Below are 25,326 nucleotides of genomic sequence, written 5' to 3'. Positions count from 1 at the left end.
CAGGCTGGGGGCGAAGAGGCAGGATCGGCCTTCGCGACGCCCGGGACCTAGGAGATGAGAATGATGCGGCGAGTTTTGCTGGCGATGGCGCTGTTGACGGCGGTGGCGGCCCAGGCCCAGACTCCGCCTGCCGCGCCTCCGGCCGCACCTGCCGCCCCGCCCCAGATGAGCGGCACCGACCTGTCCTTCGACACGGCGGTGCTGCAGGGCCTCGACAAGGTGACGGCCCGGGTGGTGACGGTGGAGGCCCCGGTGGGCGCCCCGGTGCATGTGGGGGCGCTGGAGATCATCGTGCGGGCCTGCAAGAAGCGCCGCCCCGAGGACCAGCCGGAAAGCGCCGCCTTCCTCGACATCTGGGAATTGCGCAAGGACCAGCCGGCGGCGGCCCTGTTCCGTGGCTGGATGTTCGCCTCCAGCCCGGCGCTCTCGGCCATGGAGCACCCGGTCTACGACATCTGGGTTCTCGATTGCCGGGGCAAGGCGCGCTAACCCAGGGCGAGTTCCCAAGGTACGAACGCGTCGCGGTTGAAGCGGGCCGGTTCGTCCAGGGCATCGGACAGACGCTTCTGATAGTCGGCGCGGGGGATCTCCACCGCGCCGAACTGCTTCAGGTGGTCGGTGACGAACTGGGTATCCAGCAGGCGGAAGCCGCAATGGCGCAGCCGCGCTACCAGATGGACCAGCGCCACCTTGGAGGCGTCGGTGCGGCGCGAGAACATGCTTTCTCCGAAAAACGCACCCCCCAGGGCCAGGCCGTAGAGCCCTCCCACCAGTTCACCGTCCTGGCGGACCTCCACCGAGTGGGCGAGGCCCAGCTCGAACAACTCGACGAACAGCCGGATGATCTCTTCGTTGATCCAGGTTTCGGGGCGGTCGGCGGTGGCTTCGCCGCAGGCCCGCATCACCGTCTCGAAGGCGGTGTCGCAGCGGATGTCGAAGTGGCCGCCGCGCAGGGTGCGGCGCAGGCTCTTCGAGACGTGGAAAGCCTCCAGCGGCAGAATGCCGCGCCGTTCCGGATCGATCCAGTACAGGCGGTTTTCGTCGCGCGACCGCGCCATGGGAAAAATCCCCGAGGCATAGGCGCGCAGCAGGAGGTCCGAGGTGAGCGGTCGCATGACCCCAGCCTAGCGCAATCAAAGGGCCGACGGCAATTCTGCGTCGGGCGCCTGCCGCCGTCAGCGGCCGCTTCTACCTGGGCAGATAGAACCGGCCGGTGATCCCGGTCCGAGCCAGGGTATACGAGCGGTCCAACTCGTCAAACATGTTGTCGGGGAAGTTGATGAAGCGGGGCGGTATGGACTGGGCGCCCTTGGGGTCGTCGACCGGATGGGCGCGCCGGCTGACGACCTGCACTGCGGCGACTTCGTGGCGGGCCAGCACGCCGCTCAGGGCATCGGCTGGCACCCGGCCGTTGATCACCGCCTGGGTGGCCGAATAGCCGTCGACCCACATGGGCTTTCCGGCCCTGAGGCACAGCAGCAGCGATTCGCAGATGGCCGGGCCGGGAACGGCCTTCAGCCAGGCCACGTCCTCGAGGAACAGGGCCTCGCGCTCCTTCAGTTCGCCGCCGGCCATGTCGACCGCGAACCGTCCCAGGGTGATGGGCATGTGGAACAGCAATCCGGCATGGATCAGCAGCGCCAGGGCGGCGCAGGCCCGGGGGCCGGCGCCGGGGCGGGCGCGCATCCAGGCGACGGCCGGGCCGGCGGCCATGGCGCAGGCGATCATGGCGTCGAAGAAGATGTTGGTGTCGACGCCGGCGCCCCCCGAAAAGCCGATGGCGATCAGCAGCCCGAGCGCCAGATAGGCGCCCAGCTTGGCGACGATTCCCCGCTGGCGGCCCAGCAGGGTGAACAGCCCGATGACCGCGATGGGCGCCTGCAGCAGGTCCAGCATCTCGGTGCTGAGGATGATTCCGCGCGCCGGGTCGTATTGGCGCGACGCCAGGAGATTCCGTAAGAAGTCGCTGCCGAACTTGGCCTCGATGACCAGCAGCGCCAGGGCCGCCAGACCCAGGCCGGTGCCGAGATACAGTGCGCGATCGCGGTTGCTGCCCCGCCAGACCAGATGGACGGTGGTCACCAGCGGCAGGGCCAGGACGTTGTGCTTGCATAGCAATCCGGCCGCGAACAGCAGGGCGACCAGGGGCAGGCGGGCCGCTCCGCCGCGTCCGCCGACGTAAAGGGCGAATCCGGCGCACAGAAAGCCCTGGGCCAGCAATTGCGGGTCGTTGACGCCGACGTAATCGGTGGCGAAGCCCGAAAGCATGCCCAGCGCCGCCGCGCCGGACAGCACCGCGTCTTCCCGCCGGGTGCCGGCGGCGCGGGCCACCATGGCCGCCGACAGGGCGATGGTGGCCACGGCGGCCAACGACAGCAGGCGCCCGGCCAGCACCATGTCGCCGATCAGGCTTCCCAGCATTCCCACCAGATAGAAGGAGAGGGGAGGGTAGTTGTTGACGAACAGCGGGGTGTCGGTCGAATACAGCGAAAGCCCGGCCATGGCCCGCATCTGCTGATAGGCGTTCCAACCCTCGTTGTAGTCGATTTCCAGGGCGGTGCCGACACGCAGGCAGGGATAGGCGAACAGGCCGAGCGCCAGGATGGCGAGACCGGTCACGCTCAGCTTGTAGGCGTCAGTCCTGATCACGGCCCCTCTGGGTGTCGATTCTGTGTGGCGGGGATGTAGCAACAATTCGGCCCGGGATCATCCGTTATTTCCCTGTCTGATTCCTTTCCTGGCGGAAATTATGTCTTTGGTCCTGGGGAGTAATAAGGTGATTTCCCCATATCTGCGATCCTGTACATTCGACCCGCTGGATAATGTGGAGCGAAGCATGGGGGTGGTTCCGCCGGTCGCCGGAATCGAGTTGGGCAGAATCGAGCAGGGCGAGTCCGAGGCGCCCGGATTCGGGCGCCTGCGCCGCTGGCTGATCGCGGCCTTCGTTTCCGCCAACCTTTTTCTCGTCATAGCCTATCTGGTGGTGGTGTGGCTGGGGCCGCGCTACACCATGGAGGAGACGGGGCGTTCCATGCGCACCCTGGCCCTGGCCCTGTCCGAGCAGGTGGAGGCGACCATCCGCTCCGAGGCGGCGATCCTGACCTCGCTGCAGCGTGAAATCCGGGCCCGCGGCGGGGTCGACGCCTTCAGCGAGACCGCGTGGTACGAGATGTTCATGGCGCATCTCAACCTGTTCAGCGACGACCCGGCCGACAAGCCTCTGCACGCCCTGTTCTTCGTCAACGCGAACGGTGTCGCCTCGGCCAGCTCGGTCAGCAATCCCACCCGCCAGGCCGACGCTTCCATGCGGCCCTATTTCGCCTTTCATCGCGACAGGCCGGGCGACGAGCTGTTCATCAGCGAGCTATCCCAGTCCAAGATCACGGGGCTGTGGGTGTTCTTCCTGACCCAGCGCATCAGCGGTGAGGACGGGTCCTTTCAAGGGGTGATCGGCATTTCGCTGCGCGTCAACCGCTTCGAGGATCTGTTCGAGCGCCTGCGCCTGCCCGCCGACGGAACCATCGCCATCCATCGCCTGGACGGCGCGCCGCTCTATCGCTATCCCTTCACCGAGGCTTTCGCCCAGACGCAGCCGGGGGCGTTTCCCGGCCTGGGGGCCATGATCGCCAAGCGCTCGGGACATGACGAGAGGGTCAGTCCCTTCGACGGCTCCTCGCGCATCATCGGCTACAACGTGGGACGCAGCTACCCCGTCCTGGCCGTGGCGACCGTGACCCGCGAAGGCGCCCTGGCCGGGTGGCGCCGGACGCTGTCCTGGTTCACCGGGCTGGGAATCGCCGCCCTGGGGCTGGGCGGGATGCTATTCGCCTTCTCGCTCAAGCACCTGGGCAGCCTGGAGCGCGAGGCCTGGTTGCGGCGCCTGTCCGAGGCCGTCGACCAGAATCCCAACATGATCATCACCACCGATCCCGACGGGGTGATCGACTATGCCAATCCCAGCTTCTGCCGGTTCACGGGGTTCAGCCTGGACGAGGTGATCGGTAAGACCCCGCGGATTCAGAAGACCGAGGAAACGCCGCCCGAAACCTATGCGGAGTTGTGGCGCACCATCCTGGGCGGCAACGAATGGCGCGGCGAATTGCTCAACCGGTGCAAGGACGACAGTACCTATTGGGCCTCGGTGGTCATCTCGCCGGTCATCGACGAAGGTGGGAAGCTGCGCGGCTTTGTCGGACAGCAGGAAGACATCAGCGAGCGCAAGCGGATCGAGGGGCGGGTGGCCGAACTGGTGGCCGAACTCAAGCAGTCCAACGAGGAGCTGGAGCAGTTCGCCTATGTGGCCTCCCACGATCTGCGCCAGCCGCTGCGCATGATCAATTCCTACATGGAATTGCTGCGCCGCAAGCTGAAGCCGGCGTTTGACGACGAAGCCTCGGAATACTTCGCCTTCGCCACCGACGGCGCCAAGCGACTCGACCGCATGATCGCCGATCTTCTCGAGTTCTCGCGCATCGGCCGCCAATCCTCCATGGAGCCCGTCGACCTCAACGGGGTGCTGGCCGACGGGCTGAGGAACCTTGGAATCGCCATCCGCGACGCCGGGGCGAAGGTCCAGGTGGCCGACGGCCTGCCCACCGTCCGGGGTGACCGTTCCGAACTGACCCGCCTGTTCCAGAACCTGATCGGCAACGCCGTGAAGTACTGCCCGCCGGATCGTGCTCCGCAGGTGGAGGTGTCATGCCGCGATACCGGGCACGAATGGCTTTTCGCCGTCCAGGACAACGGCATCGGCATCGATCCCGAATGCCTGGACAAGGTGTTCGGCATCTTCCAGCGCATGGTCAGCCGCGAGCAGTACGAGGGTACCGGCATCGGACTGGCGGTGTGCCGCAAGGTCGCCGAACACCATGGCGGGCGCATCTGGGTCGAGTCGGAGGTGGAGCAGGGCTCCACCTTCTTCCTCAGCCTGCCGAAGGCGTGATCAAACGCACTTCCTGATATAGGGCTTGTTTATCTCCCACAGCTCGTCCAGCAGCTTGACGGCGGCGTCCGAGGAGTTGACCACCGGATCGGCCAGCAGGGCCTGCAGCGCCAGTTCCTTCGAGGCGTGGACGGCGGCTTCCACCGACAATTGCTGCACGCCGGCCTGGACCAGCGCCAGCTTCTGGATGGGTTCGGGCAGCGGCCCCAGCGAGACCGGATGCACGCCCGCCGCGTCGACGATGGCCGGGACCTCCACCGCCAGATCGGGCGGCAGGTTGGGAATGGTGCCGTTGTTCATCAGAACCGCCGATTCCAGGTAGTGGTGGCGGTTGTTGATGATGCCGTCCACCACCACGTTGGTGCGCTCGCCCACCGAATGCTTCCACTCGTCGGGCAGCGGCCCGCCCTTCAGAACGCCCTCGATGGTCTGTTGCAGTTCCACCCTTTCCCGGGCGTCGCCGGCATAGTCGTGGCCCTCCTCGCCGCCCTCCCAGCCGAAGGCCAGGTATTCGCCCATGTGGTCGTCGCTGCAGCTCGGCCACAGGCCGTAGATGTTGAACATCTTGCGGCTGAAGGGCTGGAAGGTGGGGTCGAAGGAGGGCTCCTTCTCGCGCAGCAGGGGATAGAGGTCCTCTCCGGTCCAGCGGTTGCGGAACTGCAGCATCCACTGGAAGTGGTTGAGGCCGATGCCCCAGCACTCGGTGTCGTGCCAGGACTGGCCGGTGATGTGGCACAGCGCGCCACGCGCCATGAAGATGCCGTGGCACAGGCCCATGGACTTGATGGGGCTGTACTTGCCCAGCGCCAGGACGATGCGGCTTTCCGGATTGGAGAAGTTGAGGAACAGCGCGTTGGGGCACAGCTCCTCCATGTCCCGGGTGATCTCGAAGATCAGCGGCAGGGTGCGCATGGTGAAGAACAGCCCGCCCGGTCCGCCGTTCTCGCCCAGCGTCTGGCGGATGCCGTGCTTCTTGGGGATCTCGAAATCCATCTTCCACAGCCGCATGCGGTCGATGGCCACCGAATTGATCACCACGGAAGCCCCGTCGAAGGCGGCGCGGCGGTCGGTGGTGGCCTCGATGATCATGCCGGCTTTGCCCTCGGCGTTCATGCGTTCGGCCAGGTCCTTCATGCGGGCCAGGGCCTGCGGGTCGTGGTCCACCAGCACCAGGGTGGACCCCGCCAGGGTGTCCGAGGAGAACATGTCGCGGAAGGTGGACAGCCCGAACGACATGCTGCCGGCGCCGAGAAAGGCGATCTTGGTGATGTTCTTCATGGTTCGACCCTCCCAGGTCATTCTTGATTCTCAGATGGCGGCGATTCCGCCTCTTTCCAAGCAGATGGCGGCTTCGTCCCGATAGTCCCTGGCCAGCGCCAATCCTGCCGCCGCCGCCTCGTCCAGCACCACCACGGCATCCGGGTGGAGTTGCAGGGCCGAGGCCGGGACCAGGGCGGAGACGGGCCCCTCGACCATCTTGGCCACGGCGTCAGCCTTGGACGGGCCGGTGGCCAGCAAGATGATGCGGCGTGCCTCGAGAATGGTGCCGATTCCGGTGGTCAGGGCCGCCTCGGGCACCGGGGCGGGGGCGAAGATGGGGGCGTTGGTCGCCCGCGTGCTGCGGCGCAGGCCCACCAGGCGGGTGCGCCCGGCCAGGCCGCAACCGGGCTCGTTGAAGCCGATATGGCCGTTGACCCCCAGGCCGAGGATCTGCAGGTCCAGTCCGCCGGCGGCCCGGATGCGCTCCTCGTAGGCGGCGCAATAGGCTGCGAGATCGCCCTGGGCCATGCCGTCCAGCAGATGGGTCCGCGCCGGCGATATGCCGGCCTTGTCGATGAAATGGGCGCGAAGCGTCAGGGCGCAACTGGCGGGGTGGGCGCCGTCCAGGCCGAGATATTCATCCAGCCCGAAAACCGTGGCGCGCGAGAAATCGAGGCTTCGCCGCCGGTCGGTCAGTTCGGCGTAGAGGGCAAGCGGCGTCGCGCCGGCCGCCAGGCCGATGACGCAACCGGCCTTGGACCGGACCAGCCCCTCCACCAGGGCGGCGGCGCGCAGGGCGACGGCTTGCGGGTCGGTTTCGATCAGCACTCGCACCGTGTCGTCTCCTGATCAATTCTTCACCATGACCAGTGTACGGGGCCTGATGGGAAATGCATCCTTTATTGCGAGCTTCCCCTTGCGCGGGGGTGGTCTTTCCCGCCAAGATCGTTGGGAAGTTGGGGGCATGAATGAACCACAAGAGCGGCTGGATCGATTACTGGGACGGCGATGTCTCGGTTTATACGGGGGTCCGTCATCTCGAGGCCCATTACAGGGAGTTGTTTGCGGGAATAGCCCCGCTGCTTCCCTGTGCCCCGTTCACCCTGCTGGATTTCGGCTGCGGCGAGGCGCTGATGGCCCCCGACATCGTCGCCAGGGGGGGCTCGGTGTTCCTCTATGACGCCGCCGGCGGGCGGCGGCCCAGGCTGCGCCAGCGTTATTCCCATCTGGACGGCATCGCGGTGCCCGACGACCTGTCCGTCCTGGACGGGACCTGCGACGTGGTGCTGCTCATCTCGGTGATCCAGTACCTGCCGCGTGAAGACCTGCCCGCCCTGCTGGCGCAATTGCACCGGGTGCTCAAGCCGGGGGGCAAGCTGATCATCGGCGACATCCTCAGCCCGAGCAACAGCGTCACCGGCGACGTCCTCGCCCTGTTGAGGTTCGCCTGGCGCGAGGCGTTCTTCGTCGAGGCGGTGAGGGGATTGCTGCGCACCTTCAATTCCAATTACCACCAGCGGCGCAAGACCCTGGGCCTGTCCTCCTACACCATCGAGGAAATCGTGGCGCGGCTGAACGAGGCCGGGTTCGACGCCTCGCCCCTGCCCGGAAACATCGGCCACGCCAGCCATCGCCGGTCCATCCTGGCCCAACGGCGGGGCTGACCTGTCTTCTCTACCCTTGACCATATTTTTCTAATGGTCTATGCCTGAGAATGAAGATGCGATGCGCTTGCATCTGTGGTTGCGAGGCAAAAGGCCATGGACGTTTCGCTGCAGGAGATGAAGCCCGGTGACACGGCCCGCGTGGTGGGCTTCGCCAAGGGCGAGCGGGACTACCGCCAGCGGCTTCTGGCCATGGGGCTGACGCCCGGCGCGGTGTTCTCGGTGACCCGGGTGGCGCCGCTGGGCGATCCGGTGGAGATCACCGTGCGCAACTTCACCCTGACGCTCCGCAAGGACGAGGCTGCCATCCTGAAGGCGGTCAGGGCCTGATCATGGCCCATGTGGTCGCCGTCGTCGGCAATCCCAATTGCGGCAAGACGACGCTGTTCAACATCCTGACCGGCTCGACCCAGCAAGTGGGCAACTGGCCCGGTGTCACCGTCGAGAAGAAGGTCGGGACCTACCGCCGCGACGGCCAGGATTACGACCTGGTGGACCTGCCCGGCATCTACATGATCGGCGGCATCTCCAAGGGCTCCGAGGACGAGAGGGTGTCGCGCGACTACATCCTGTCCGGCGAGCCGGAGGTGGTGGTCAACATCGTCGACGCCTACAACCTGGAACGGAACCTTTACCTCACCGCCCAACTGCTGGAGATGCGGGTTCCGCTGGTGGTGGCCGTCAACATGATGGACCTGGCGGAGAAGAGCGGCATCCATATCGACACCGACGCCCTGTCCCGCGTCCTCGACTGTCCCGTGGTGCCGCTGGTGGCCAGCCGGCGCAAGGGGGTGGACGATCTGAAGGCGGCCATCGCCGCCGCCTGCCGGGCCCGCCGCGTTCCCGAGGTCCAGCCCGATCATGCCGGAGCGGTGGCGGCCGCGCGCGACGCCCTGGCCCCCCGTCTGGCCGAGGCGGCGGCGCGTGCCAAGGTGGATTCCGGCTGGGCGGCGCTGAAGCTGATCGAGGGCGACAGCTTCGCCGACGCCCTGGCCCAGGGGCGGCTGGACGCGGAGATCGACGCCCACCGTGCCGAGATCGAGACGCGATGCGGCGAGGAGGCGGACATCATCATCGCCGATGGGCGCTACACCTTCATCGGCACGGTGATGCAGGCCGCGGTGCAGCAGACCCACAAGGTGTCGCTGGCCATGACCCGGCGCATCGACAAGGTGGTGCTCAACCGCTTCCTCGGCGTGCCGGTCTTCCTGGCCGCCATGTACCTGATGTTCCTGTTCACCATCAAGGTGGGGGGCGCCTTCATCGACTTCTTCGGCATGGCCGCCGAGGCCCTGGTCATCGACGGCAGCGCCCTGGTCCTGGGAGCCGTCGGCGCGCCCGAATGGCTGGTGGCCGTGGTGTCGGGCGGCATCGGCGGCGGCATCAAGACGGTGGCCACCTTCGTGCCCATCATCGGCTCGCTGTTCCTGTTCCTGTCGTTCCTGGAGGATTCGGGCTACATGGCACGCGCCGCCTTCGTCATGGATCGCGCCATGCGGGCCATCGGGCTGCCCGGCAAATCCTTCGTGCCCCTCATCGTCGGCTTCGGCTGCAATGTGCCGGCCATCATGGCCACCCGTACCCTGGAAAGCCGCCGCGACCGGGTGCTGACCATCATGATGGCGCCCTTCATGTCCTGCGGGGCGCGGCTGCCGGTCTATGCCCTGTTCGCCGCCGCCTTCTTCGCCGAGAGCGGCCAGAACGTGGTCTTCTCCCTCTATCTGGTGGGCATCGTTTTCGCGGTCGGCACCGGCCTGGTGCTGAAGGCCACCCTGCTGCGGGGCGAGGCCTCGCCCTTCGTGCTGGAACTGCCGCCCTACCACCTGCCCACGGCGCGCACCGTCATGCTGCAGGCCTGGCAGCGCCTCTCCGAGTTCATCTTCCGCGCCGGGCAGTTCATCGTGCCGCTGGTCACCGTGCTGAGCGTCTTGAACGCGCTGGGCACCGATCTCAGCTTCGGCAAGGAAAACAGCCGGGATTCGGTGCTGGCCGCCGTCAGCCGCGCCATCACTCCCATCTTCCGGCCCATCGGCCTGACCGACGACAACTGGCCGGCGGCGGTGGGGCTGTTCACCGGGGTGTTCGCCAAGGAAGCGGTGGTCGGCACCTTGAACGCGCTCTACACCCAGGTCGGCGCCGAGGACGGCGGTGTGGCGCTGGAAGAGGCCAAGGCCGGCATCGGCGACAAGCTGGCGGCGGCGGCGGCGACGGTGCCGCAGAAACTCTCCAGGCTGGCCCAGTTGGTGGGCGATCCCCTGGGCCTCGATTTGTCCTTCACCGGCTCGTCCGCCGAGGCCGCCGCCGAGCTGAAGGTCAAGGACAGCGTGTTCGGCGCCATGGTCACCCGCTTCGACGGCATGGCCGGGGCGCTGGCCTACATGGTGCTGATCCTGCTCTACACGCCCTGCGTCGCGTCGCTCGGCGCCATCCGCCAGGAGGCGGGCGGCGGCTGGACGGCCTTTGCCGTCGGCTGGACGTCGCTGCTGGGCTACTCGGCCTCGGTGGCGACCTATCAGGCCGCCACCTTCGCCGCCCATCCGGCCCTGTCGCTGGGATGGCTGGCCGCCTGCGCCATGGCGCCGCTGTCGGCGGCCGGGCTGATGTGGCTGGTGGCGCGCGGGCGGGAGCGGCGGCTGGCCGCGCTTTCGGGAGCGCGCCCATGACCCTGGTGGAGGTGAAGGCCTATCTGATGGAGCGTCACCGGGCGGGCTTGAGCGAGATCGCCACCCATTTCGACACTTCGCCCGATACCGTCCGGCAGATGCTCGGCCATTGGATCGCCAAGGACCGCGTCCGGCAGGTGGATGCGGGCTCCTGCGCCGCCGGCTGCCACTGCCATATTCGCCAGGACGAAATATACGAGTGGGTGGGGTGATGTCCTACCCTTTGCCCTGCCCGAGTTAATCCTGTCGTCATCTCGGCGCAATCTTCCTCCTGTACGTTGTCGTTGAAGAGTTTCGCCCCGTCCGTTCGACGGGGACGGGGCGTCCAACAATGCCGACCGTAATCTCGGCGGCAACCCATGCAACGTCAGGGGAGGAGCATTAATGAGTTCACATGGCAAGCCATCGGCCGCGAATCTCGCGAGTGCCGAGCACATTCGGAACAATCCGAAGTTCAAGGAGCTGGTCGCCAAGCGTAACGCCTTTGCGTGGACGCTGTCGGTGATCATGCTCACCATCTATTTCGGCTTCATCATGATCATCGCCTTCAACAAGGCGTGGCTCGGCACCCTGATGTCGGCTGCCGGGGTGATGACCATCGGCTTTCCCATCGGCGTGGGCGTCATCCTGTCGGCCATCGTGCTGACCGGCATCTACGTCTATCGCGCCAATGGCGAGTTCGACGAAATGAACCGCCAGATCATCGAGGAATCCCGCTGATGAAGACGACCAAGACCGCAATCGCGTCCGCGCTCGCCTTCGGCGGCACGGCGCTCCTGGCCACCGCCGCCCTGGCGGCCGGCGCCGACATGGGCGGCGCCGAGAAGCAGGCCACCAACTGGCATGCCATCGTCATGTTCGTGATCTTCGTGGGGATGACGCTGGGCATCACCTACTGGGCCGCGGGCCGCACCAAGACCGCCGCCGACTTCTACGCCGCCGGCGGCGGCATCACCGGCTTCCAGAACGGCCTGGCCATCGCGGGCGACTACATGTCGGCCGCTTCGTTCCTGGGCATTTCCGCGCTGGTGTACGGTTCGGGCTATGACGGCCTGATCTTCTCGGTGGGCTGGCTGGTCGGTTGGCCGATCATCCTGTTCCTGATCGCCGAGCGCCTGCGCAACCTGGGCAAGTACACCTTCGCCGACGTGTGCGGCTATCGCCTTGCCCGTACGCCGATCCGCACCTTCGCGGCCACCGGCTCGCTGATCGTCGTGATCTTCTACCTGATCGGCCAGATGGTCGGTGCCGGCCAGCTGATCAAGCTGCTGTTCGGTCTCGACTACCTGTACGCCGTCATCATCGTCGGCGCGCTGATGATGGTCTACGTCACCTTCGGCGGCATGGTCGCCACCACCTGGGTGCAGATCATCAAGGCCTGCCTGCTGCTGGGCGGCGCCACCTTCATCGCCTTCGGCGTGATGAGCCATTTCGGCTTCTCGTTCGAGAAGCTGTTCGTCAAGGCCATCGAGGTGCATCCCAAGAAGGTTGCCATCATGTCGCCCGGCGCCCTGGTGACCAATCCGGTGGACGCCATCTCGCTGGGCATGGCGCTGATGTTCGGCACCGCCGGCCTGCCCCACATCCTCATGCGCTTCTTCACCGTTCCCGATGCGCGCGAGGCGAGGAAGTCGGTGTTCTACGCCACCGGTTTCATCGGCTACTTCTACATCCTGACCTTCATCATCGGTTTCGGCGCCATCACCCTGGTGGCTACCAATCCCGAGTACCTGACCAAGGGCGTCGGCGCCCTGGACCTGAAGGGCGGCAACAACATGGCCGCCATCTGGCTGGCCCACGCCATCGGCGGCGACATGTTCCTCGGCTTCATCTCGGCCGTGGCCTTCGCCACCATCCTCGCGGTGGTGTCGGGCCTGACGCTCGCGGGCGCGTCGGCGATTTCGCACGACCTGTACGCCAGCGTCATCATGCACGGCCAGGCCACCGAGGGTAAGGAAGTGACCGTCTCCAAGATCTCGTCCATCGCTCTCGGCGTCGTCGCCGTGCTGCTGGGCCTGGTCTTCGAGAAGCAGAACGTGGCGTTTATCGTGGCGCTCACCTTCTCGGTCGCGGCCTCGGCCAACTTCCCGGTGCTGGTGCTGTCCATGTTCTGGGGCGGCTTGACCACCCGTGGCGCCGTTCTCGGCGGCATGGTCGGCCTGTTGATGTCGGTGATCATGGTGGTTCTGTCCAAGGCCGTGTGGGTGCAGAGCTTCGGCTTCAAGGCCGAGATCTTCCCCTTCGCCTATCCGGCCCTGTTCTCGGTGCCGGCGGCCTTCTTCTTCTCCTGGCTGTTCTCCATCATGGACAACAGCCCGCAGGCCCAGGCCGAACGCGCCGCCTACGAAGCCCAGTCCATCCGGTCCGAGACCGGCCTGGGTGCCGAAGGCGCCGCCAGCCACTAAGGCGTGGATTCGACCTCAAGGCGGGGGCATCGGGAAACCGGTGCCCCTGTTTTGTGCCGAATTCATGAAAAAAGGGCGCCTACCACGAGGGTAGGCGCCACAGAGGACAAAGTGGATCACAAAAGCGAGCATCAATCGCAGCCATGAACACTATGGTTCGATGTCGCATTGGTGTATCGCGCGGACAAGCTTAAACGGGCCAGATTGCGCCAGCATGACATCAGAATTAAAGTTGGCTCAGAGGGGACTGGGAGCGAAACCATGAAGGTCCTGCTGGTTGAAGATGAGCGTAAGATCGCCGAATTCACCGCCAAGGGCCTGCGCGAGCACGGCTTCGTGGTGGACGTGGCGGCCAGCGGTGACGACGGCCTGGGCATGGCGCTGATCAGCGAGTACGACCTGCTTATCCTCGATGTCATGCTGCCGGGGCGCGACGGCTGGTCCGTGCTGTCGGAACTGCGGGGCAGGGGAGTGCAGGTGCCGGCCCTGTTCCTGACCGCCCGCGATGGCGTCAGCGACCGCATCAAGGGCCTGGAACTGGGGGCGGACGACTACCTGCCCAAGCCCTTCGCCTTCGCCGAACTCCTCGCCCGGATCAGGACCATCCTGCGGCGCGGTCCGGTGCGCCAGCCCGACGTCCTGACCGTCGGCGACCTGAAGCTGGAGCCCGCCCGCATGAGCGCCTTTCGCGGCGAGACCCGTCTGGACCTGACGCCCAAGGAATTCGCCCTGCTGCATCTCCTGGCGCGGCGGCCGGGCGAGATCCTGTCGCGCCATTACATCGCCCAGCAGATCTGGGACATGAATTTCGACGGCGATTCCAACGTGGTGGACGTCCATATCCGCCGTCTGCGCATCAAGGTAGACGATCCCTTCGAGCGCCGCCTGATCAAGACGGTGCGGGGTGTCGGCTACGCCCTGGACGACGCGGGATGAGCATGCTGCCCCGGGCCTTCCGCTCCATCGCCGGGCGCCTGACCATTCTGTTCATCTTCACCTCGGTGGCGACCCTGCTGGCCAAGGCGGTGTTCACCTATCTCACCTTGGCGCCGGTGCTGTCCGCCCAGGAGGAGCAATATGTCATCGCCCGGGCGGAGTACCTGGCGCTCAAGGTGGGCATGGCCGCCGGTTCGGGCCAACCTCCCAGCCTGCCCGTGCTGTTACCGGCCGATGCGCCGGGGCTGGTCCGCATTTTGGGGGGTGACGGCAAGACCCTGGCCGAGATCCACGGCATGAGCGCCGAATTTCCCGATCTGGGGGCGGCGATGGGCGGGCGGCCGGCCCTGGTGCGCGGCCAGTCTGACCGCCAGTATTGGGTCGTAAGCCGGTCCAGCGGCGGCGACGTCCCCATGACCGTCCAGGTGGCGTCGGAGGCCTCGGAATTCCGGCTGCTGGCCCCCACCGGCGGACGGCTGTGGCTGGCCTCGCTGGTGGCGCTGATCCTGAGCGGATTCGCGGGCTACCACATCGTCCGCCACGGCATCCGGCCGCTGCAGAATCTGGCCGAGACGGTCAGGGCGGTCGGCGGGGCGACCCTGGGCCGGCGTATCGAGGCGGGCAACCTGCCCCACGAGCTGCGTCCCCTGGGCGTCAGCTTCAACGCCATGCTCGACCGCCTGCAGGTGTCGTTCGACCGGGTGGCGCAGGTCACCGACGATATCGCCCACGAACTGCGCACGCCGCTGGGCGTCATGACCAGCCAGATCGACGTGGCGCTCACCGCCGAACGGCCGGCCGGCGAATACCGCGAGGTGCTGGAATCGGTGCGCGAGGAACTGACCGCCTTGTCGGACATGGTCCAGCGCCTGCTGTTTCTGTCGCGCGTCGAGAACCAGTCGGTCACCGTCAACCGCGAGCCGCTGGATATCGTCGCCGAATTGGAGGCGGTGCGCGAGTTCTACGACCCGCTGGCGGCGGAAGCCGGCATCAGTCTGACCGTCTCCGCTTCCCAGCCCAGCCTCGACGCCCAGGGCGACCGGGTGCTGCTGCGCCGCGCCGTCATCAACCTGGTGGCCAACGCGGTGCGCTACACGCCGCCGGGCGGGCGGATCGTCATGGAAGCCGAACGCGACGGGGATCTGGTGCGGATCGCGGTCAGCGATACCGGGTGCGGCATTCCCTCCACCTATATTCCCCGGCTGTTCGACCGCTTCTTCCGCGTCGACCGGGCGCGCGAGACCGGCGGCGGGCACATCGGGCTGGGGCTGGCCATCGTCAAGGCCATCGCCGAACTGCACGATGGTTCGGTGGTGGTGGAAAGCGAGGTGGGGCGGGGAACGCGGGTGAGCCTGGCCCTTCGGTCGCCGTCGGGGCCGGGCTGACATCGCCGCCCGGCCCGTTGGCCAAAATCGATCACGCGACCGCGGAGAACTTTCCCGCCTTGGCGTTGCAGACCGGGCACTGGTCCGGCGCCTCGCCGATCACCGTGTGTCCGCAGATGGCGCAGACGTGGATCTCGCCCTCGGGCAAGTCGTGACCGGCCTCGATGGCGGCCAGGGCGTCCAGGAACAGGCCGTGGTGAACCTTCTCCACCGCCATGGCGTGGCGCATGGCCAGCAGCGCCTGACGGGCGCCCTCGGCCTCGGCGGTGGCGATGAAGTCGGGATACATTTCCTCGAATTCGTGCTTCTCGCCGGAGATGGCCTCGCGCAGGTTCTCGGCCGTCGCCTTGACACCGCCCATGGCCCGGAGATGGGCGTGGGCGTGAATGGTCTCGGCCGCCGCGACGGCGCGGAACAGCTTGGCGATCTCGGGCAGGCCGTCCTTGGCGGCGGCCTCGGCGAAGGCGAGATACTTCCGGTTGGCCTGGCTTTCGCCCGCGAAGGCCGCGGCGAGATTGTCGTTGGTCGTCATCATTTTCCCCCTCGATCGGTTCCGGTCCAAGCCGGATCGGGGCGGATCCTATCGCAGCCGAGTCCGGGGGGGAATATGGATAGGGTCCAGCCCTAGATCACGCAGGTGGCGAGATTGACCAGGAAGCCGCCGATCAGGTGGTGGGGGTCGGTGCCGAATTCCTTGTGGAAGGCGGCCTCGTCCTTGCGGTCCAGGTTCTGCAGCGGATCGAACATGGCGTGGAAGAACATGCAGAACTCCCGCTCGCCGAACTGGATCGGGTCGTCGTAGGGGCTGTGCTCCTTGGTGACGAAGGCGTTGGACGCCAGGCTGACCGTGGTGGGACGGTACTGCATCAGCTTGATGAACCAGTCCTTGCGCAGATCGTAGCGCTTGAACGAGGCTGCGATCTTGACCAGGACGTGCCACAGAATGACCTTGGCCTCGGCATCGGCATAGAAGGCGTCCCAGGTGAAATGGTCGCCCAGGTCGTCCTTCAAGGTCTTGACGATGGTGTTGCAGCGCTCGGCGGCCACCGCTTCCTCGTCGCCCAGCACCATGTGCAGGAACGAGAAGATGTTGGGGATCAGCACCCGGTCCAGGCGGTCTTCGGAGAACAGCGACGACAGGGGGTGCAGCATCAGCCGGCCGAAGGCGTTGGTACGGCGCTGCTCCATGTTTTCGCCTTCCACCACCTCCATCAGCTCGCGGTAGGAGCGGTGGTAGAAATCGTCGAAGGCGACGGAATCCTTCAGTTCGGCCACCAGGGCTTCCAGGGTGCGCATGTCGATGGCGTGGCCGTGCAACGCCTGTTCCGCCGCCCTGACCAGGGCGTCGAGGACCACGTTGGTGGTCTTGCGCAGATGTTCCGGCCCACGGCCCGTCATCACTCACCTCGGCGAATATTCCGGCACGGATGTTATCATCCATTTCTTAAGAATGTAATTCGCGCTCCGATTGCTTTCCAGGCCGGGCAATCGTAAACAAGCGGAAAGGTCTCCAGACGGACGGCTTGGGATGAAGATTCTCGTGATCGTTGCCGGACTTCTTTTTCCCATCGCCGCCTGGGCTGAGCAGTGCGGCCCGGTGCGGGGCGTCGCGGGGCGGTTCGACTACTATCTGCTCAGCCTGTCCTGGGCGCCGGCCTTTTGCGATACCCAGGCCGGCCGCCGCAACCCGCAGCAATGCGGCGCGGGCGCCGAATACGGCTTCGTGGTGCATGGGCTGTGGCCGCAATATTCCGGGGGACAATGGCCGCAATGCTGTCAGGCGGTGGACCCGGTCAGGCCCTCCGCCGCCGTGGACGAGGCGTCGAGGGTGATGATCGGCCCGGGGCTGCGCCAGCATGAATGGAACAAGCACGGATCGTGCGTCACCAGCCGCCAGGACGAGTATTTCGACAAGATCAACCGGGCGGTGGCGGCCTTCGGACTGGCGCCTTCGCTCCGGGCCGGCGGGGGCGGGCGCATCCGGGTGTCCGATCTGAAGCGGAATTGGCCGGTTCCGCCGCAATCCCTTACCGTGAAGTGCCGGGGAAAAAGGCTGGCGGAGATCCGTATCTGCCTGGACAAGGAACTCTCGCCCATCCCATGCCCGGCCGCCGAGGTCGGGAACGACAATTGTCCGGGAACGGTCATGCTCGACTGAAGTATTAATATCCCTCTCCTCAAGATGGGGAATCCCCGGTATCGTGCCGGGGTATTCGAGGTCGGGGAGAGACGCCTTCTGAACATGATGGAACAAATCGTCAGGCGGCTTCTGCCGGTCCGCCATGATGCGGCCGACGATCAGGCGATCAAAGATCGCCTGATGATCCAGATCTGTCTGATCACCTCCATCTACTCGGTGGTCTACGTCATGGTGTCGCTGGGAATCGGCTATCCCGTCGGCGTGGTCCTGATGTCGGCCTGTTTCATCATCATCCTGGCGTTGCTGGCTTCTTTCCGCGCTTTCGGCGGCTATCGCCTGACCGGCAACCTGTTCCTGGCCAACTGCCTGTTCGTCGCCATCCTCTCCAACAGCGCCCTGACGGGGGGAGACGCGTCGCCGGTCATCCACTGGATCTTCCTGGTTCCGGTCTGCTCGGTGATCCTGCTCGGGCTTTCCTGGGATACGATGGCGTGGCTGACGGTCAGCATCGCGGGCCTGGTGTCCATGTCCGTCGCGGCGGCCTTCGGGCAGGTCTTTCCCGAACTCTACGACCTGACCCACAAGACGGTGTTTGCGGTTCTCTGCAATCTCGGCCTCAGCACCATCCTGTTCTTCGCTGCCGCCACCTTCCACGCCAATCGCGGCGCGCTGATCGGCCGGTTGCAGCGGACGGAACTGGCGCTGCAGGAAACCAACCGGCAGATCCGCAGCGCCCTCGACATCCAGCGCAAGGCGGTCCAGGAGCAACGCAACTTCATGGCCATGGTCAGCCACGAATTCCGCACTCCGCTCGGCATCATTTCGGGGGCCGCCTCGGTCCTCGCGCTCACGTCCCAGGGCGAGGGTGATACCGGGACCGAGACCGACAAGGTCTTCCGCGCCGTCCGGCGCATGGATCACATGATCGACATGCTGACCGACGACGATTGGCTGGAGATCGCCTCCAGCGAATTCCGCCATACGCCGGTCGATCTCCGGGCCCTGGTGGAATCGGCGGTGACGGACATCACGGACCTGACGCCTTCACGGCCGATCCGCCTGTCCCAAACCGAGACGGTGACCGTCTGCGGCGACAGGGACCTCCTGGCCGTGGCGTTCTCCAACCTGCTGGGCAACGCCAGCAAGTATTCGCCGCCCTCGGCCTCCATCGAGGTGCAGATAAGCCGGCAGGAGGACAGGGCCATGGTCCGCGTGGTCGATCATGGCGCGGGGATCGAGCCGGCGGATCTGCCACGCGTCTTCGAGAAATATTACCGCTCCAGCACGGTGGAGCACACGCCGGGAACCGGCCTGGGGCTCTATCTGGTCAAGCGCATCGTCGAGCGCCACGGCGGGTCGGCCTCGGTGGCGAGCACTCCCGGACAGGGGGCCACCTTCACCTTGAGCTTTCCCCTTGGCGGCTGAGGATTTACGGCGACAGCCACGCCCGTAGCGCGGCGCTGACCGCGTCGGGCCGCTCCATGGGCGACAGGTGGCCGCAATGGGGGATGTTCACCCGCCGGGCCCCCTTGATCAGCGCCGCCATCTCGTCATGGCGGTCGGGAGGCGTCAGGGTATCCTCGGCGCCGCACAGCACCAGGGTGGGGCAGGCGATGGCGGACAGCGAATCCCTGGAATCGGGGCGCGCCATGATGGCGGCCTGCTGGCGGGCGAAGGAATCGGCCCCTACCATTCTGGCCATGTCCTTGGCCAGACCGGTGATGGCCTCGTCCTTCAGATGGTCGGGATGCAGCAGCAGGGGCAGCATGGTCGGCATGATCTTGTCGAAGCCGCCCGCGCGGGCCAGTTCGATCGCGTCTTTGCGGCGCTGGGTCTGTTCGGGCAGATCGGGCCGCGCCGTGGTGTCGAGCAGGGCCAGGCGCTCCACCCGATGGGGGGCCTGGCGCATGATCTCCATGGCCACGTAGCCGCCCATGGACAGCCCGGCCAGGGCGAAGGTGGCGGGCGCCGCCGCCAGCACCCGCCCGGCCATGGCGCCGAGCGTATCGTCCTGGGTCAGGTCGCCGACCATCACCTCGGCCAGTCCGGCCAGGGCGGCCGCCTGGGCCGACCACAGCCGGTGGTCGTTGAGCAGGCCGGGCAGCAGGACGAGGTTGCGGCTCATCCGACCAGCTTGCGAATCAGCCAGGACGCCCCGAAGCCCAGGCCGATCCAGAAGCCGTAGACCATCACGTTGTCGAGGAAGGCTTCCATGTTCATGGTATCGGGCTCCTCAGATGAGGCCGGAGGTGGGGGACGAGGGGTCGGCATAGCTCTTCTTCGGCATGCGCCCCGCCAGATAGGACAGCCGCCCGGCCTCGATGGCCAGCTTCATGGCGCGGGCCATGCGCACCGGATCGCGGGCATGGGCGATGGCGGTGTTCATCAGAACGCCGTCGCAGCCCAGTTCCATGGCCACCGCCGCATCGGACGCGGTGCCGACGCCGGCGTCCACCAGGACGGGGACCTTCACGCTCTCCTTGATGATGCGGATGGTGGTGGGGTTGAGAATGCCTAGGCCCGAGCCGATCAGCGAACCCAGCGGCATGATGGCGACGCAGCCCATGTCTTCCAGCATCTTGGCCTGGATGGGGTCGTCGGAACAGTAGACCATCACCTCGAACCCGTCCTTGATCAGGGCCTCGGCGGCCTTCAGGGTCTCGGGCATGTTGGGGTAGAGCGTGGTCTGGTCGCCCAGCACCTCGAGCTTGACCAGGTTCCAGCCCCCCGCCTCGCGCGCCAGGCGCAGCGTGCGCACCGATTCGTCGGCGGTGTAGCAGCCCGCCGTGTTGGGCAGGAAAGTGTACTTCTTGGGGCTGACGTAATCCACCAGCATGGGCTTGGACGGGTCGGACAGGTTCACCCGGCGCACCGCCACGGTGACGATCTCGGCGCCCGAGGCCTCGATGGCTTCGGCGGTTTCCTCGAAATCCTTGTACTTGCCGGTGCCGACCAGCAGCCGCGAGGTGAAGGTCTTGCCCGCCACGGTGAAGGTATCGGCCGCATCCGAGCCGCCGCCGATGAACGCGACGATTTCCAGCTTGTCGCCGTCATTCACCGCCACCTGGGCGTAGGAGGATTTGGGAACGATCTCCAGATTGCGCTCCACCGCCACCTTGCGGGAATCGACGCCCAATTCGCCCAACAGGGCCTCGACGGTCATGGTGGCGGAAAAGCTCCGCTCCTCGCCATTGATCACCAGCTTCATGAATGATGTCCCTGCATCCAACAAGGGGCGCCTGGGCCCCCGTACACGTTCGAGCCTGAAACATGGCACCGAGCCGCCCGCGAGGCAATCCCCCGGCGCATCGCCGGTGATCCGGCCCGCCTTATCCGGCGGAAAGCATCTCGGCTCTGGCGCCGGCCTCCTGACGCCGGCCGAGGGTTTGGGCGGGCAGGCTGACGCACAGCACGGCGCCCCGGCCATCCTCGCCCTCTTCGGCCCACAGCGCCCCGCCCAGCAGGAAGGCCATCAGGCGGGCGGCCGCCAGACCGGAATGCATGGTGCCGCCCTCGGCGTGGACCAGCAGGTGGAACATGCGTTCGGGGTCGCGCTCGGCCATGGGGCGGCCGTTGTCGTCGAAGCGGATTTCCCACTCCCTGTCCAGGGGGCGCGCCCTGACGGACACGGCCGGCGGCGCCTCCGGGCGGCGATGGCGGACGGCATGGGCCAGCAATTCGGTGAACAGGTCGGCGATCATCTCGGCGTCGGCCGTCACCTCGGGCAACTGGCGCCACTCCAGCCTGACCGCGTTGTCGAGCCTTTGTCCGGCGACCTTGAGTGCGTCCTCCAGGGAAACGGCGGCCGGAACCAGGGCGCGCTCCCGCAGGCCGAGATAGCTGGACAGCGCCTTCAACTGCGCCTGCATGCGGGTGACGCCGGACTTGAGAAAATCCACGTAGCCGATGCCCTCGTCCCCTTCCGCGCCGGTCTGGTGCCAGCGCACCAGCAATTGGGAGTAGGACAGGATGGTCCTGAGCGGCTCGCGCAGGTGGTGGGTGGTCAGCAATGCCACATGGGTGATGTCCTGGGTGGCCATCTTCAAGTGGGCCGAATGGGCGGCCAGCTGGGTCCTGGCCTCTTCCAGTTCGTCCACCCGCCGCGACAGGCTGCCGGTGGTTTCCTCGATCACCGCCAGCGAGCGGTCCAGGGCCTTGCGTCCGATCATCCGGGCCAGGAGCAGCAGCAGGGCCATGGAGGCAAGGCCCAGCCCGCCCGACAGAAGGGCGGGCCGCAGCGCCTCGTCCAGCGGCACTTCCATCACCACGCGGCCCACCGGCAGCTTGCCATCGGTGACGGTATCCTCGAGATGGAGGTTGAAGCGCCCCACCTCGCCGCGGACCGGAAATTCGTTGATGGTGCCGCCCAGGTCGATGAAGGCCAGCCGCGACGGCGGATTGGTGCCGCCGCGCAGCACGCCCGCCACCACCGAGGGCAGACGGACGCTTTCGAATTCCCAGATGTCCAGATTGGCGGCGATGAACGAGGAAAGCTGGTCGGCCACCAGGCCGAGACGGATTTCCGCCTCGACCCGGGCCCGGCTATAGCGTTCCCAGACATCGAAGGCGGGAATGACGAACAGCCACAGGAACCCCACCGTCACCAGACCCAACGTGAACATCCGCCGCACCCGGGTGACGGATTGGACGACGGCCCGGCTGGTGTCGCGGTGGGGCATCAGGGCCCGGTTACGGGCAGGCAGCCGCTGGCGCGCAGCAGCGAGGACGCGGCGGGCGAGCGGGCGTAATCGACGAAGGCCCTGGCCTGGGCCGAGGGCGAGGGCGGCAGGGCCAGGACCAGGGGGACCTCGGGAAGCCGGTGGCCGTTCTCCAGGGTCTCCAGGCTGGGAGCCACGCCGTCCAGGGGGACGGCGATCAGCTTGCGCTTTTCCGCCAGCAGGGGCGCGAAGGCGCCGAAGGTCAGCAGCGTGCGGCTGGTCTCGACCGCATCCATGGCCTCCTGGTCGGTGAGTGCCAGGACGGCGCCGCGGGCGTCCCTGGCCGCCGTCACCGTCGGAGCCAGGTCGGGATAGGCCTCCAGCAGCCGGATGAAGCCTGTATCGGATGGCGGACGCAGCAGCACGCGCACCTCGCCGCCGGGGAACGGCGGCAGGGCATTGGCGAACAGGGCGGGAAGGTCGCGGCGGTTCAGCGCGACGTCACGGCGCTCGGCGTTGATGTAGAACACCAGGGGCGTGCGGCAGATGGGGACCGAGGCGCCGCCCTCCACCTCGCCGGCTTTAAGGGGGCGGGCCAGGATGCCCACATCCAGCTTGCCCGTGGCCAGCCCCTTGACCGCCCCGGCGGTGCCGACGCTTTCCGGGACCCAGACGGGGGTGTCGGGATGGTCGCGCCGATATTGCTCCGCCAGCAGCCGGACCATGGCGATGCCGATTCCGGTGCCGGCGGCGCGTACTGTCTCCGCCCTTGCCGGCATGGCAAGCAGGCTTGCCGCTACGCCGAATGCAAGCCCGAACCTGCGCAGGCTCATCATGGTTTTCCTGTATGCGCGCCCCATTTGTATCACTTTTGCCAAGTGACCAAGACTTAGGCAAGGGAGGAATGCATACCCCCGACCAAGGATTGGGGTGGATCGCTTCTGTGCCTTGCGCGGCGGCCGACCCGTGCTATAAACCCTGCCATGGTGAGAAACAGGCCCGATCCCATAATCAGCATTCTGAACGGTCCCAACCTCAACATGTTGGGCACCCGGCAGCCGGAGCTGTACGGGACGGAGACGCTTGCCGACATCGAGGCCGCCTGCCGGACCCATGGGGCATCGCTCGGCCTGGCGGTGGAGTTCTCGCAGACCAACATGGAAGGCGAACTGGTCACCCGCATTCAGCAATGCCGGGGCCATGCCGCCGGCATCATCATCAATGCCGGGGCCTATACCCACACCTCGGTGGCGATTCTCGACGCCCTGCTGGCGGCCGAGGTTCCGGCCATCGAGGTTCACCTGTCCAACATTCACCAGCGGGATTCGTTCCGCCATCACTCTTACGTGGCCAAGGCGGCCAAGGGAATGATCTGCGGGCTGGGAAGCCACGGATACATCCTGGCGCTCGACGCGCTGGCCCGCCTGATCAAGGGAAATGCAGAGGCATAATGGGCAACAAGACTCCCATCGACAGCGAACTGGTCCGCACCCTGGCGGCCCTGCTGGATGAAACCAATCTCACCGAGATCGAGTACGGCGTCGGCGAGATGCGTATCCGCGTCGCCCGTCAGGCGGCGCCGGTGGCCGTGCACCACGCCGCCCCGGCGGTCGTCGGCCATGCCGCCTCCATGCCGGCCCAGGCGTCGGCGTCCGACGCCGACCATCCCGGCGCGGTGACCTCGCCCATGGTGGGCGTCGCCTACCTGGCGCCCGAGCCCGGCTCGCCCAAGTTCGTCAATCCCGGCGACATGGTCGCCGAAGGCCAGACCATCATGCTGATCGAGGCCATGAAGACGTTCAATCCCATCCGGGCGCCCAGGGGCGGCAAGCTGACCCGCATCTTCGTGACCGACGGCCAGCCGGTGGAATTCGGCGAGCCCCTGCTGATCATCGAATAGCATGATGTTCGAGAAGGTCCTCATCGCCAACCGGGGCGAGATCGCACTCAGGATCCATCGCGCCTGCCGCGAGATGGGCATCCGCACCGTGGCGGTGCATTCCACCGCCGACAACGACGCCATGCATGTGCGCCTCGCCGACGAGGCCGTGTGCATCGGCCCGCCCTCGGCCCGCGATTCGTACCTGAACAAGGCGGCGATTCTGTCGGCGGCGTCCATCACCGGGGCGGACGCCATCCATCCCGGCTACGGCTTTTTGTCCGAGAACGCCGACTTCGCCCAGATGGTCGAGGAACACGGCTTCGTCTTCATCGGCCCGACGGCGGAACACATCCGCATGATGGGCGACAAGATCACCGCCAAGCAGGCGGTCAAGGACGCCGGCATCCCGGTGGTGCCGGGTTCGGACGGTTCCATCGATAGCGAGGAGCAGGCGCTGGAAGTGGCGGCCGCCATCGGCTATCCCGTGCTGATCAAGGCCACCGCCGGTGGCGGCGGCAAGGGCATGAAGGTCGCCCGCAACCCGGAAGAGCTGGCCGAATCCTGGAAGCTGGCCCGCAACGAGGCCAAGGCCGCCTTCGGCAACGCCGACGTCTACATGGAGAAGTATCTCGGGCATCCGCGCCATATCGAGATGCAGATCCTGGCCGACAATTACGGCGCCGTGGTGCATCTGGGCGAGCGCGACTGCTCGTTGCAGCGCAAGCACCAGAAGGTGCTGGAGGAGGCTCCGTCGCCGGCCTTGAACGCCGACCAGCGGGCCAAGATCGGCAAGATCGCCTGCGACGCCGTCGCCAAGCTGGGCTACCGCAACGCCGGCACCATCGAGTTCCTCTACGAGAACGGCGAGTTCTACTTCATCGAGATGAACACCCGCCTGCAGGTGGAGCATCCCATCACCGAGGCCATCACCGGCATCGATCTGGTGCGCGAGCAGATCCGCATCGCCGCCGGCGCGCCACTGGGCTACACCCAGGCGGACGTGCGCTTCGCCGGCCATGCGCTGGAATGCCGCGTCAATGCCGAGGACCCGCAGACCTTCACCCCGTGCCCCGGCCGGATCGAGGGTTATCACTCGCCGGGCGGCCTGGGTGTGCGGGTGGATTCCGGCCTCTATGCCGGCTATCGCATTCCGCCCCATTACGACTCGATGATCGCCAAGCTGATCGTCTACGGCAACACCCGCAACGAGGCGCTGATGCGCCTGCGCCGGGCGCTGGGCGAGTACGTGATCGAAGGCGTCAAGACCACGCTGCCGCTGCACAACCGGCTGGTCCAGGACGCCGATTTCGTCAACGGCGACTACGATATCCACTGGCTGGAAAAGTTTGTGGCGCAGCACTCCTGAGCGGGGGCTGTCGCGGTAATTGCCA

At 66.5% G+C, this 25,326-nt stretch carries 25 protein-coding genes; 15 read left to right on the top strand and 10 right to left on the bottom strand.

Annotation, left to right across the window (positions count from 1 at the left end; all coding sequences use genetic code 11):
* The first annotated feature begins 60 nt into the window (after nucleotides 1–60).
* Nucleotides 61–489 (top strand): DUF2155 domain-containing protein, encoded by a 429-nt coding sequence (locus XM1_RS16375; protein ID WP_231920551.1) that lies wholly within the window; start codon nucleotides 61–63, stop codon nucleotides 487–489.
* Here the strand turns inward: XM1_RS16375 and aat are convergent.
* Together aat and XM1_RS16365 are read right to left on the bottom strand one after the other, a co-directional pair.
* Nucleotides 486–1,115: a leucyl/phenylalanyl-tRNA--protein transferase gene (gene aat, locus XM1_RS16370; protein ID WP_068435328.1), complete on the bottom strand. Its 630-nt coding sequence runs from the start codon at nucleotides 1,113–1,115 to the stop codon at nucleotides 486–488. The genes XM1_RS16375 and aat overlap by 4 nt on opposite strands.
* 73 nt (nucleotides 1,116–1,188) lie before the next feature.
* The gene (locus tag XM1_RS16365; RefSeq protein ID WP_068435326.1) at nucleotides 1,189–2,649 is read right to left on the bottom strand and encodes a hypothetical protein; all 1,461 of its coding nucleotides are present in this window, start codon (nucleotides 2,647–2,649) and stop codon (nucleotides 1,189–1,191) included.
* A gap of 187 nt (nucleotides 2,650–2,836) precedes the next feature.
* On the opposite strand from XM1_RS16365, the gene XM1_RS16360 reads away from it, so the two are divergent.
* Entirely contained in the window at nucleotides 2,837–4,942 is a 2,106-nt protein-coding gene (locus XM1_RS16360) for an ATP-binding protein (protein ID WP_068435324.1), read from the top strand.
* Here XM1_RS16360 and XM1_RS16355 read toward each other — a convergent pair whose 3' ends face one another.
* A complete protein-coding gene (locus XM1_RS16355; protein ID WP_068435322.1) occupies nucleotides 4,943–6,220 on the bottom strand; it encodes an alpha-glucosidase/alpha-galactosidase in 1,278 nt (425 codons plus the stop codon).
* A 30-nt stretch (nucleotides 6,221–6,250) separates the two neighbouring features.
* A complete protein-coding gene (locus tag XM1_RS16350; RefSeq protein ID WP_068435320.1) occupies nucleotides 6,251–7,036 on the bottom strand; it encodes a glucosamine-6-phosphate deaminase in 786 nt (261 codons plus the stop codon).
* A gap of 134 nt (nucleotides 7,037–7,170) precedes the next feature.
* Here XM1_RS16350 and XM1_RS16345 point away from each other — a divergent pair, with 134 nt between their 5' ends.
* The 8 genes from XM1_RS16345 (at nucleotide 7,171) to XM1_RS16310 (ending at nucleotide 15,255) form a co-directional block, all read left to right on the top strand.
* Nucleotides 7,171–7,866: a class I SAM-dependent methyltransferase gene (locus tag XM1_RS16345; protein ID WP_068435318.1), complete on the top strand. Its 696-nt coding sequence runs from the start codon at nucleotides 7,171–7,173 to the stop codon at nucleotides 7,864–7,866.
* Between the two features lie 96 nt (nucleotides 7,867–7,962).
* Entirely contained in the window at nucleotides 7,963–8,196 is a 234-nt protein-coding gene (locus XM1_RS16340; protein WP_068435316.1) for a FeoA family protein, read from the top strand.
* Nucleotides 8,197–8,198: 2 nt separating this feature from the next.
* Complete coding sequence (gene feoB, locus XM1_RS16335; RefSeq protein WP_068435314.1) at nucleotides 8,199–10,529, top strand: Fe(2+) transporter permease subunit FeoB; 2,331 nt, start codon at nucleotides 8,199–8,201, stop codon at nucleotides 10,527–10,529.
* Entirely contained in the window at nucleotides 10,526–10,741 is a 216-nt protein-coding gene (locus XM1_RS16330; protein WP_068435312.1) for a FeoC-like transcriptional regulator, read from the top strand. Before feoB ends, XM1_RS16330 begins: the two co-directional genes overlap by 4 nt.
* Before the next feature lie 172 nt (nucleotides 10,742–10,913).
* Nucleotides 10,914–11,249, top strand: coding sequence for a DUF485 domain-containing protein (locus XM1_RS16325; RefSeq protein WP_068435310.1), 336 nt, complete (start codon nucleotides 10,914–10,916; stop codon nucleotides 11,247–11,249).
* Nucleotides 11,249–12,934, top strand: coding sequence for a cation acetate symporter (locus XM1_RS16320; protein WP_068435308.1), 1,686 nt, complete (start codon nucleotides 11,249–11,251; stop codon nucleotides 12,932–12,934). The genes XM1_RS16325 and XM1_RS16320 overlap by 1 nt, the downstream gene beginning before the upstream one ends.
* A gap of 261 nt (nucleotides 12,935–13,195) precedes the next feature.
* Entirely contained in the window at nucleotides 13,196–13,870 is a 675-nt protein-coding gene (locus XM1_RS16315; RefSeq protein WP_068435306.1) for a heavy metal response regulator transcription factor, read from the top strand.
* Nucleotides 13,867–15,255 (top strand): heavy metal sensor histidine kinase, encoded by a 1,389-nt coding sequence (locus XM1_RS16310; RefSeq protein ID WP_082700560.1) that lies wholly within the window; start codon nucleotides 13,867–13,869, stop codon nucleotides 15,253–15,255. The genes XM1_RS16315 and XM1_RS16310 overlap by 4 nt, the downstream gene beginning before the upstream one ends.
* A gap of 31 nt (nucleotides 15,256–15,286) precedes the next feature.
* Here XM1_RS16310 and XM1_RS16305 read toward each other — a convergent pair whose 3' ends face one another.
* Both XM1_RS16305 and XM1_RS16300 read right to left on the bottom strand, forming a co-directional pair.
* A complete protein-coding gene (locus XM1_RS16305) occupies nucleotides 15,287–15,790 on the bottom strand; it encodes a rubrerythrin family protein (RefSeq protein WP_231920550.1) in 504 nt (167 codons plus the stop codon).
* 89 nt (nucleotides 15,791–15,879) lie between these two features.
* Nucleotides 15,880–16,653: a hypothetical protein gene (locus XM1_RS16300; RefSeq protein ID WP_068435302.1), complete on the bottom strand. Its 774-nt coding sequence runs from the start codon at nucleotides 16,651–16,653 to the stop codon at nucleotides 15,880–15,882.
* Nucleotides 16,654–16,783: 130 nt separating this feature from the next.
* Here XM1_RS16300 and XM1_RS16295 point away from each other — a divergent pair, with 130 nt between their 5' ends.
* The gene (locus XM1_RS16295; protein ID WP_068435300.1) at nucleotides 16,784–17,413 is read left to right on the top strand and encodes a ribonuclease T2; all 630 of its coding nucleotides are present in this window, start codon (nucleotides 16,784–16,786) and stop codon (nucleotides 17,411–17,413) included.
* An 84-nt stretch (nucleotides 17,414–17,497) separates the two neighbouring features.
* On the top strand, nucleotides 17,498–18,820 hold the full coding sequence (locus XM1_RS24585) for a sensor histidine kinase KdpD (RefSeq protein ID WP_068435296.1): 1,323 nt from the start codon (nucleotides 17,498–17,500) through the stop codon (nucleotides 18,818–18,820).
* Nucleotides 18,821–18,824: 4 nt separating this feature from the next.
* Here XM1_RS24585 and XM1_RS16285 read toward each other — a convergent pair whose 3' ends face one another.
* The 4 genes from XM1_RS16285 to XM1_RS16270 all read right to left on the bottom strand — a co-directional run bounded on the left by XM1_RS16285 (nucleotide 18,825) and on the right by XM1_RS16270 (nucleotide 22,886).
* Nucleotides 18,825–19,520: an alpha/beta fold hydrolase gene (locus tag XM1_RS16285; RefSeq protein ID WP_068435294.1), complete on the bottom strand. Its 696-nt coding sequence runs from the start codon at nucleotides 19,518–19,520 to the stop codon at nucleotides 18,825–18,827.
* Nucleotides 19,521–19,628: 108 nt separating this feature from the next.
* Nucleotides 19,629–20,603 carry a sulfur carrier protein ThiS gene (thiS, locus tag XM1_RS16280; RefSeq protein WP_068435292.1) on the bottom strand — a complete coding sequence of 325 codons (975 nt, stop codon included), beginning with the start codon at nucleotides 20,601–20,603 and terminating at the stop codon, nucleotides 19,629–19,631.
* 121 nt (nucleotides 20,604–20,724) lie between these two features.
* The gene (locus tag XM1_RS16275; RefSeq protein ID WP_156428762.1) at nucleotides 20,725–22,074 is read right to left on the bottom strand and encodes an ATP-binding protein; all 1,350 of its coding nucleotides are present in this window, start codon (nucleotides 22,072–22,074) and stop codon (nucleotides 20,725–20,727) included.
* Nucleotides 22,074–22,886: a PstS family phosphate ABC transporter substrate-binding protein gene (locus tag XM1_RS16270; protein ID WP_068435290.1), complete on the bottom strand. Its 813-nt coding sequence runs from the start codon at nucleotides 22,884–22,886 to the stop codon at nucleotides 22,074–22,076. Before XM1_RS16270 ends, XM1_RS16275 begins: the two co-directional genes overlap by 1 nt.
* A 150-nt stretch (nucleotides 22,887–23,036) precedes the next feature.
* On the opposite strand from XM1_RS16270, the gene aroQ reads away from it, so the two are divergent.
* The 3 genes from aroQ to accC are packed head-to-tail and all read left to right on the top strand — an operon-like array spanning nucleotide 23,037 to nucleotide 25,301.
* A complete protein-coding gene (aroQ, locus tag XM1_RS16265) occupies nucleotides 23,037–23,504 on the top strand; it encodes a type II 3-dehydroquinate dehydratase (protein WP_068435288.1) in 468 nt (155 codons plus the stop codon).
* Entirely contained in the window at nucleotides 23,504–23,953 is a 450-nt protein-coding gene (locus XM1_RS16260) for an acetyl-CoA carboxylase biotin carboxyl carrier protein subunit (protein WP_068435286.1), read from the top strand. Before aroQ ends, XM1_RS16260 begins: the two co-directional genes overlap by 1 nt.
* A gap of 4 nt (nucleotides 23,954–23,957) precedes the next feature.
* Nucleotides 23,958–25,301, top strand: coding sequence for an acetyl-CoA carboxylase biotin carboxylase subunit (gene accC, locus XM1_RS16255; protein WP_068437952.1), 1,344 nt, complete (start codon nucleotides 23,958–23,960; stop codon nucleotides 25,299–25,301).
* Nucleotides 25,302–25,326: the final 25 nt, after the last annotated feature.

The organism is Magnetospirillum sp. XM-1, assembly GCF_001511835.1.
GTDB lineage: Bacteria > Pseudomonadota > Alphaproteobacteria > Rhodospirillales > Magnetospirillaceae > Phaeospirillum.
This window is presented reverse-complemented; position numbering and strand designations above follow the sequence as displayed.

What these genes read in the sequence shown, in the direction of transcription:
- XM1_RS16375 (WP_231920551.1), top strand. Translation starts at nt 61, where the DNA reads ATGATGCGGCGAGTTTTGCTGGCGATGGCGCTGTTGACGGCGGTGGCG.
- aat (WP_068435328.1), bottom strand. Translation starts at nt 1,115, where the DNA reads ATGCGACCGCTCACCTCGGACCTCCTGCTGCGCGCCTATGCCTCGGGG.
- XM1_RS16360 (WP_068435324.1), top strand. Translation starts at nt 2,837, where the DNA reads ATGGGGGTGGTTCCGCCGGTCGCCGGAATCGAGTTGGGCAGAATCGAG.
- XM1_RS16355 (WP_068435322.1), bottom strand. Translation starts at nt 6,220, where the DNA reads ATGAAGAACATCACCAAGATCGCCTTTCTCGGCGCCGGCAGCATGTCG.
- XM1_RS16345 (WP_068435318.1), top strand. Translation starts at nt 7,171, where the DNA reads ATGAACCACAAGAGCGGCTGGATCGATTACTGGGACGGCGATGTCTCG.
- XM1_RS16340 (WP_068435316.1), top strand. Translation starts at nt 7,963, where the DNA reads ATGGACGTTTCGCTGCAGGAGATGAAGCCCGGTGACACGGCCCGCGTG.
- feoB (WP_068435314.1), top strand. Translation starts at nt 8,199, where the DNA reads ATGGCCCATGTGGTCGCCGTCGTCGGCAATCCCAATTGCGGCAAGACG.
- XM1_RS16330 (WP_068435312.1), top strand. Translation starts at nt 10,526, where the DNA reads ATGACCCTGGTGGAGGTGAAGGCCTATCTGATGGAGCGTCACCGGGCG.
- XM1_RS16325 (WP_068435310.1), top strand. Translation starts at nt 10,914, where the DNA reads ATGAGTTCACATGGCAAGCCATCGGCCGCGAATCTCGCGAGTGCCGAG.
- XM1_RS16320 (WP_068435308.1), top strand. Translation starts at nt 11,249, where the DNA reads ATGAAGACGACCAAGACCGCAATCGCGTCCGCGCTCGCCTTCGGCGGC.
- XM1_RS16315 (WP_068435306.1), top strand. Translation starts at nt 13,196, where the DNA reads ATGAAGGTCCTGCTGGTTGAAGATGAGCGTAAGATCGCCGAATTCACC.
- XM1_RS16310 (WP_082700560.1), top strand. Translation starts at nt 13,867, where the DNA reads ATGAGCATGCTGCCCCGGGCCTTCCGCTCCATCGCCGGGCGCCTGACC.
- XM1_RS16305 (WP_231920550.1), bottom strand. Translation starts at nt 15,790, where the DNA reads ATGATGACGACCAACGACAATCTCGCCGCGGCCTTCGCGGGCGAAAGC.
- XM1_RS16300 (WP_068435302.1), bottom strand. Translation starts at nt 16,653, where the DNA reads ATGACGGGCCGTGGGCCGGAACATCTGCGCAAGACCACCAACGTGGTC.
- XM1_RS16295 (WP_068435300.1), top strand. Translation starts at nt 16,784, where the DNA reads ATGAAGATTCTCGTGATCGTTGCCGGACTTCTTTTTCCCATCGCCGCC.
- XM1_RS24585 (WP_068435296.1), top strand. Translation starts at nt 17,498, where the DNA reads ATGATGGAACAAATCGTCAGGCGGCTTCTGCCGGTCCGCCATGATGCG.
- XM1_RS16285 (WP_068435294.1), bottom strand. Translation starts at nt 19,520, where the DNA reads ATGAGCCGCAACCTCGTCCTGCTGCCCGGCCTGCTCAACGACCACCGG.
- thiS (WP_068435292.1), bottom strand. Translation starts at nt 20,603, where the DNA reads ATGAAGCTGGTGATCAATGGCGAGGAGCGGAGCTTTTCCGCCACCATG.
- XM1_RS16275 (WP_156428762.1), bottom strand. Translation starts at nt 22,074, where the DNA reads ATGCCCCACCGCGACACCAGCCGGGCCGTCGTCCAATCCGTCACCCGG.
- XM1_RS16270 (WP_068435290.1), bottom strand. Translation starts at nt 22,886, where the DNA reads ATGAGCCTGCGCAGGTTCGGGCTTGCATTCGGCGTAGCGGCAAGCCTG.
- aroQ (WP_068435288.1), top strand. Translation starts at nt 23,037, where the DNA reads ATGGTGAGAAACAGGCCCGATCCCATAATCAGCATTCTGAACGGTCCC.
- XM1_RS16260 (WP_068435286.1), top strand. Translation starts at nt 23,504, where the DNA reads ATGGGCAACAAGACTCCCATCGACAGCGAACTGGTCCGCACCCTGGCG.
- accC (WP_068437952.1), top strand. Translation starts at nt 23,958, where the DNA reads ATGTTCGAGAAGGTCCTCATCGCCAACCGGGGCGAGATCGCACTCAGG.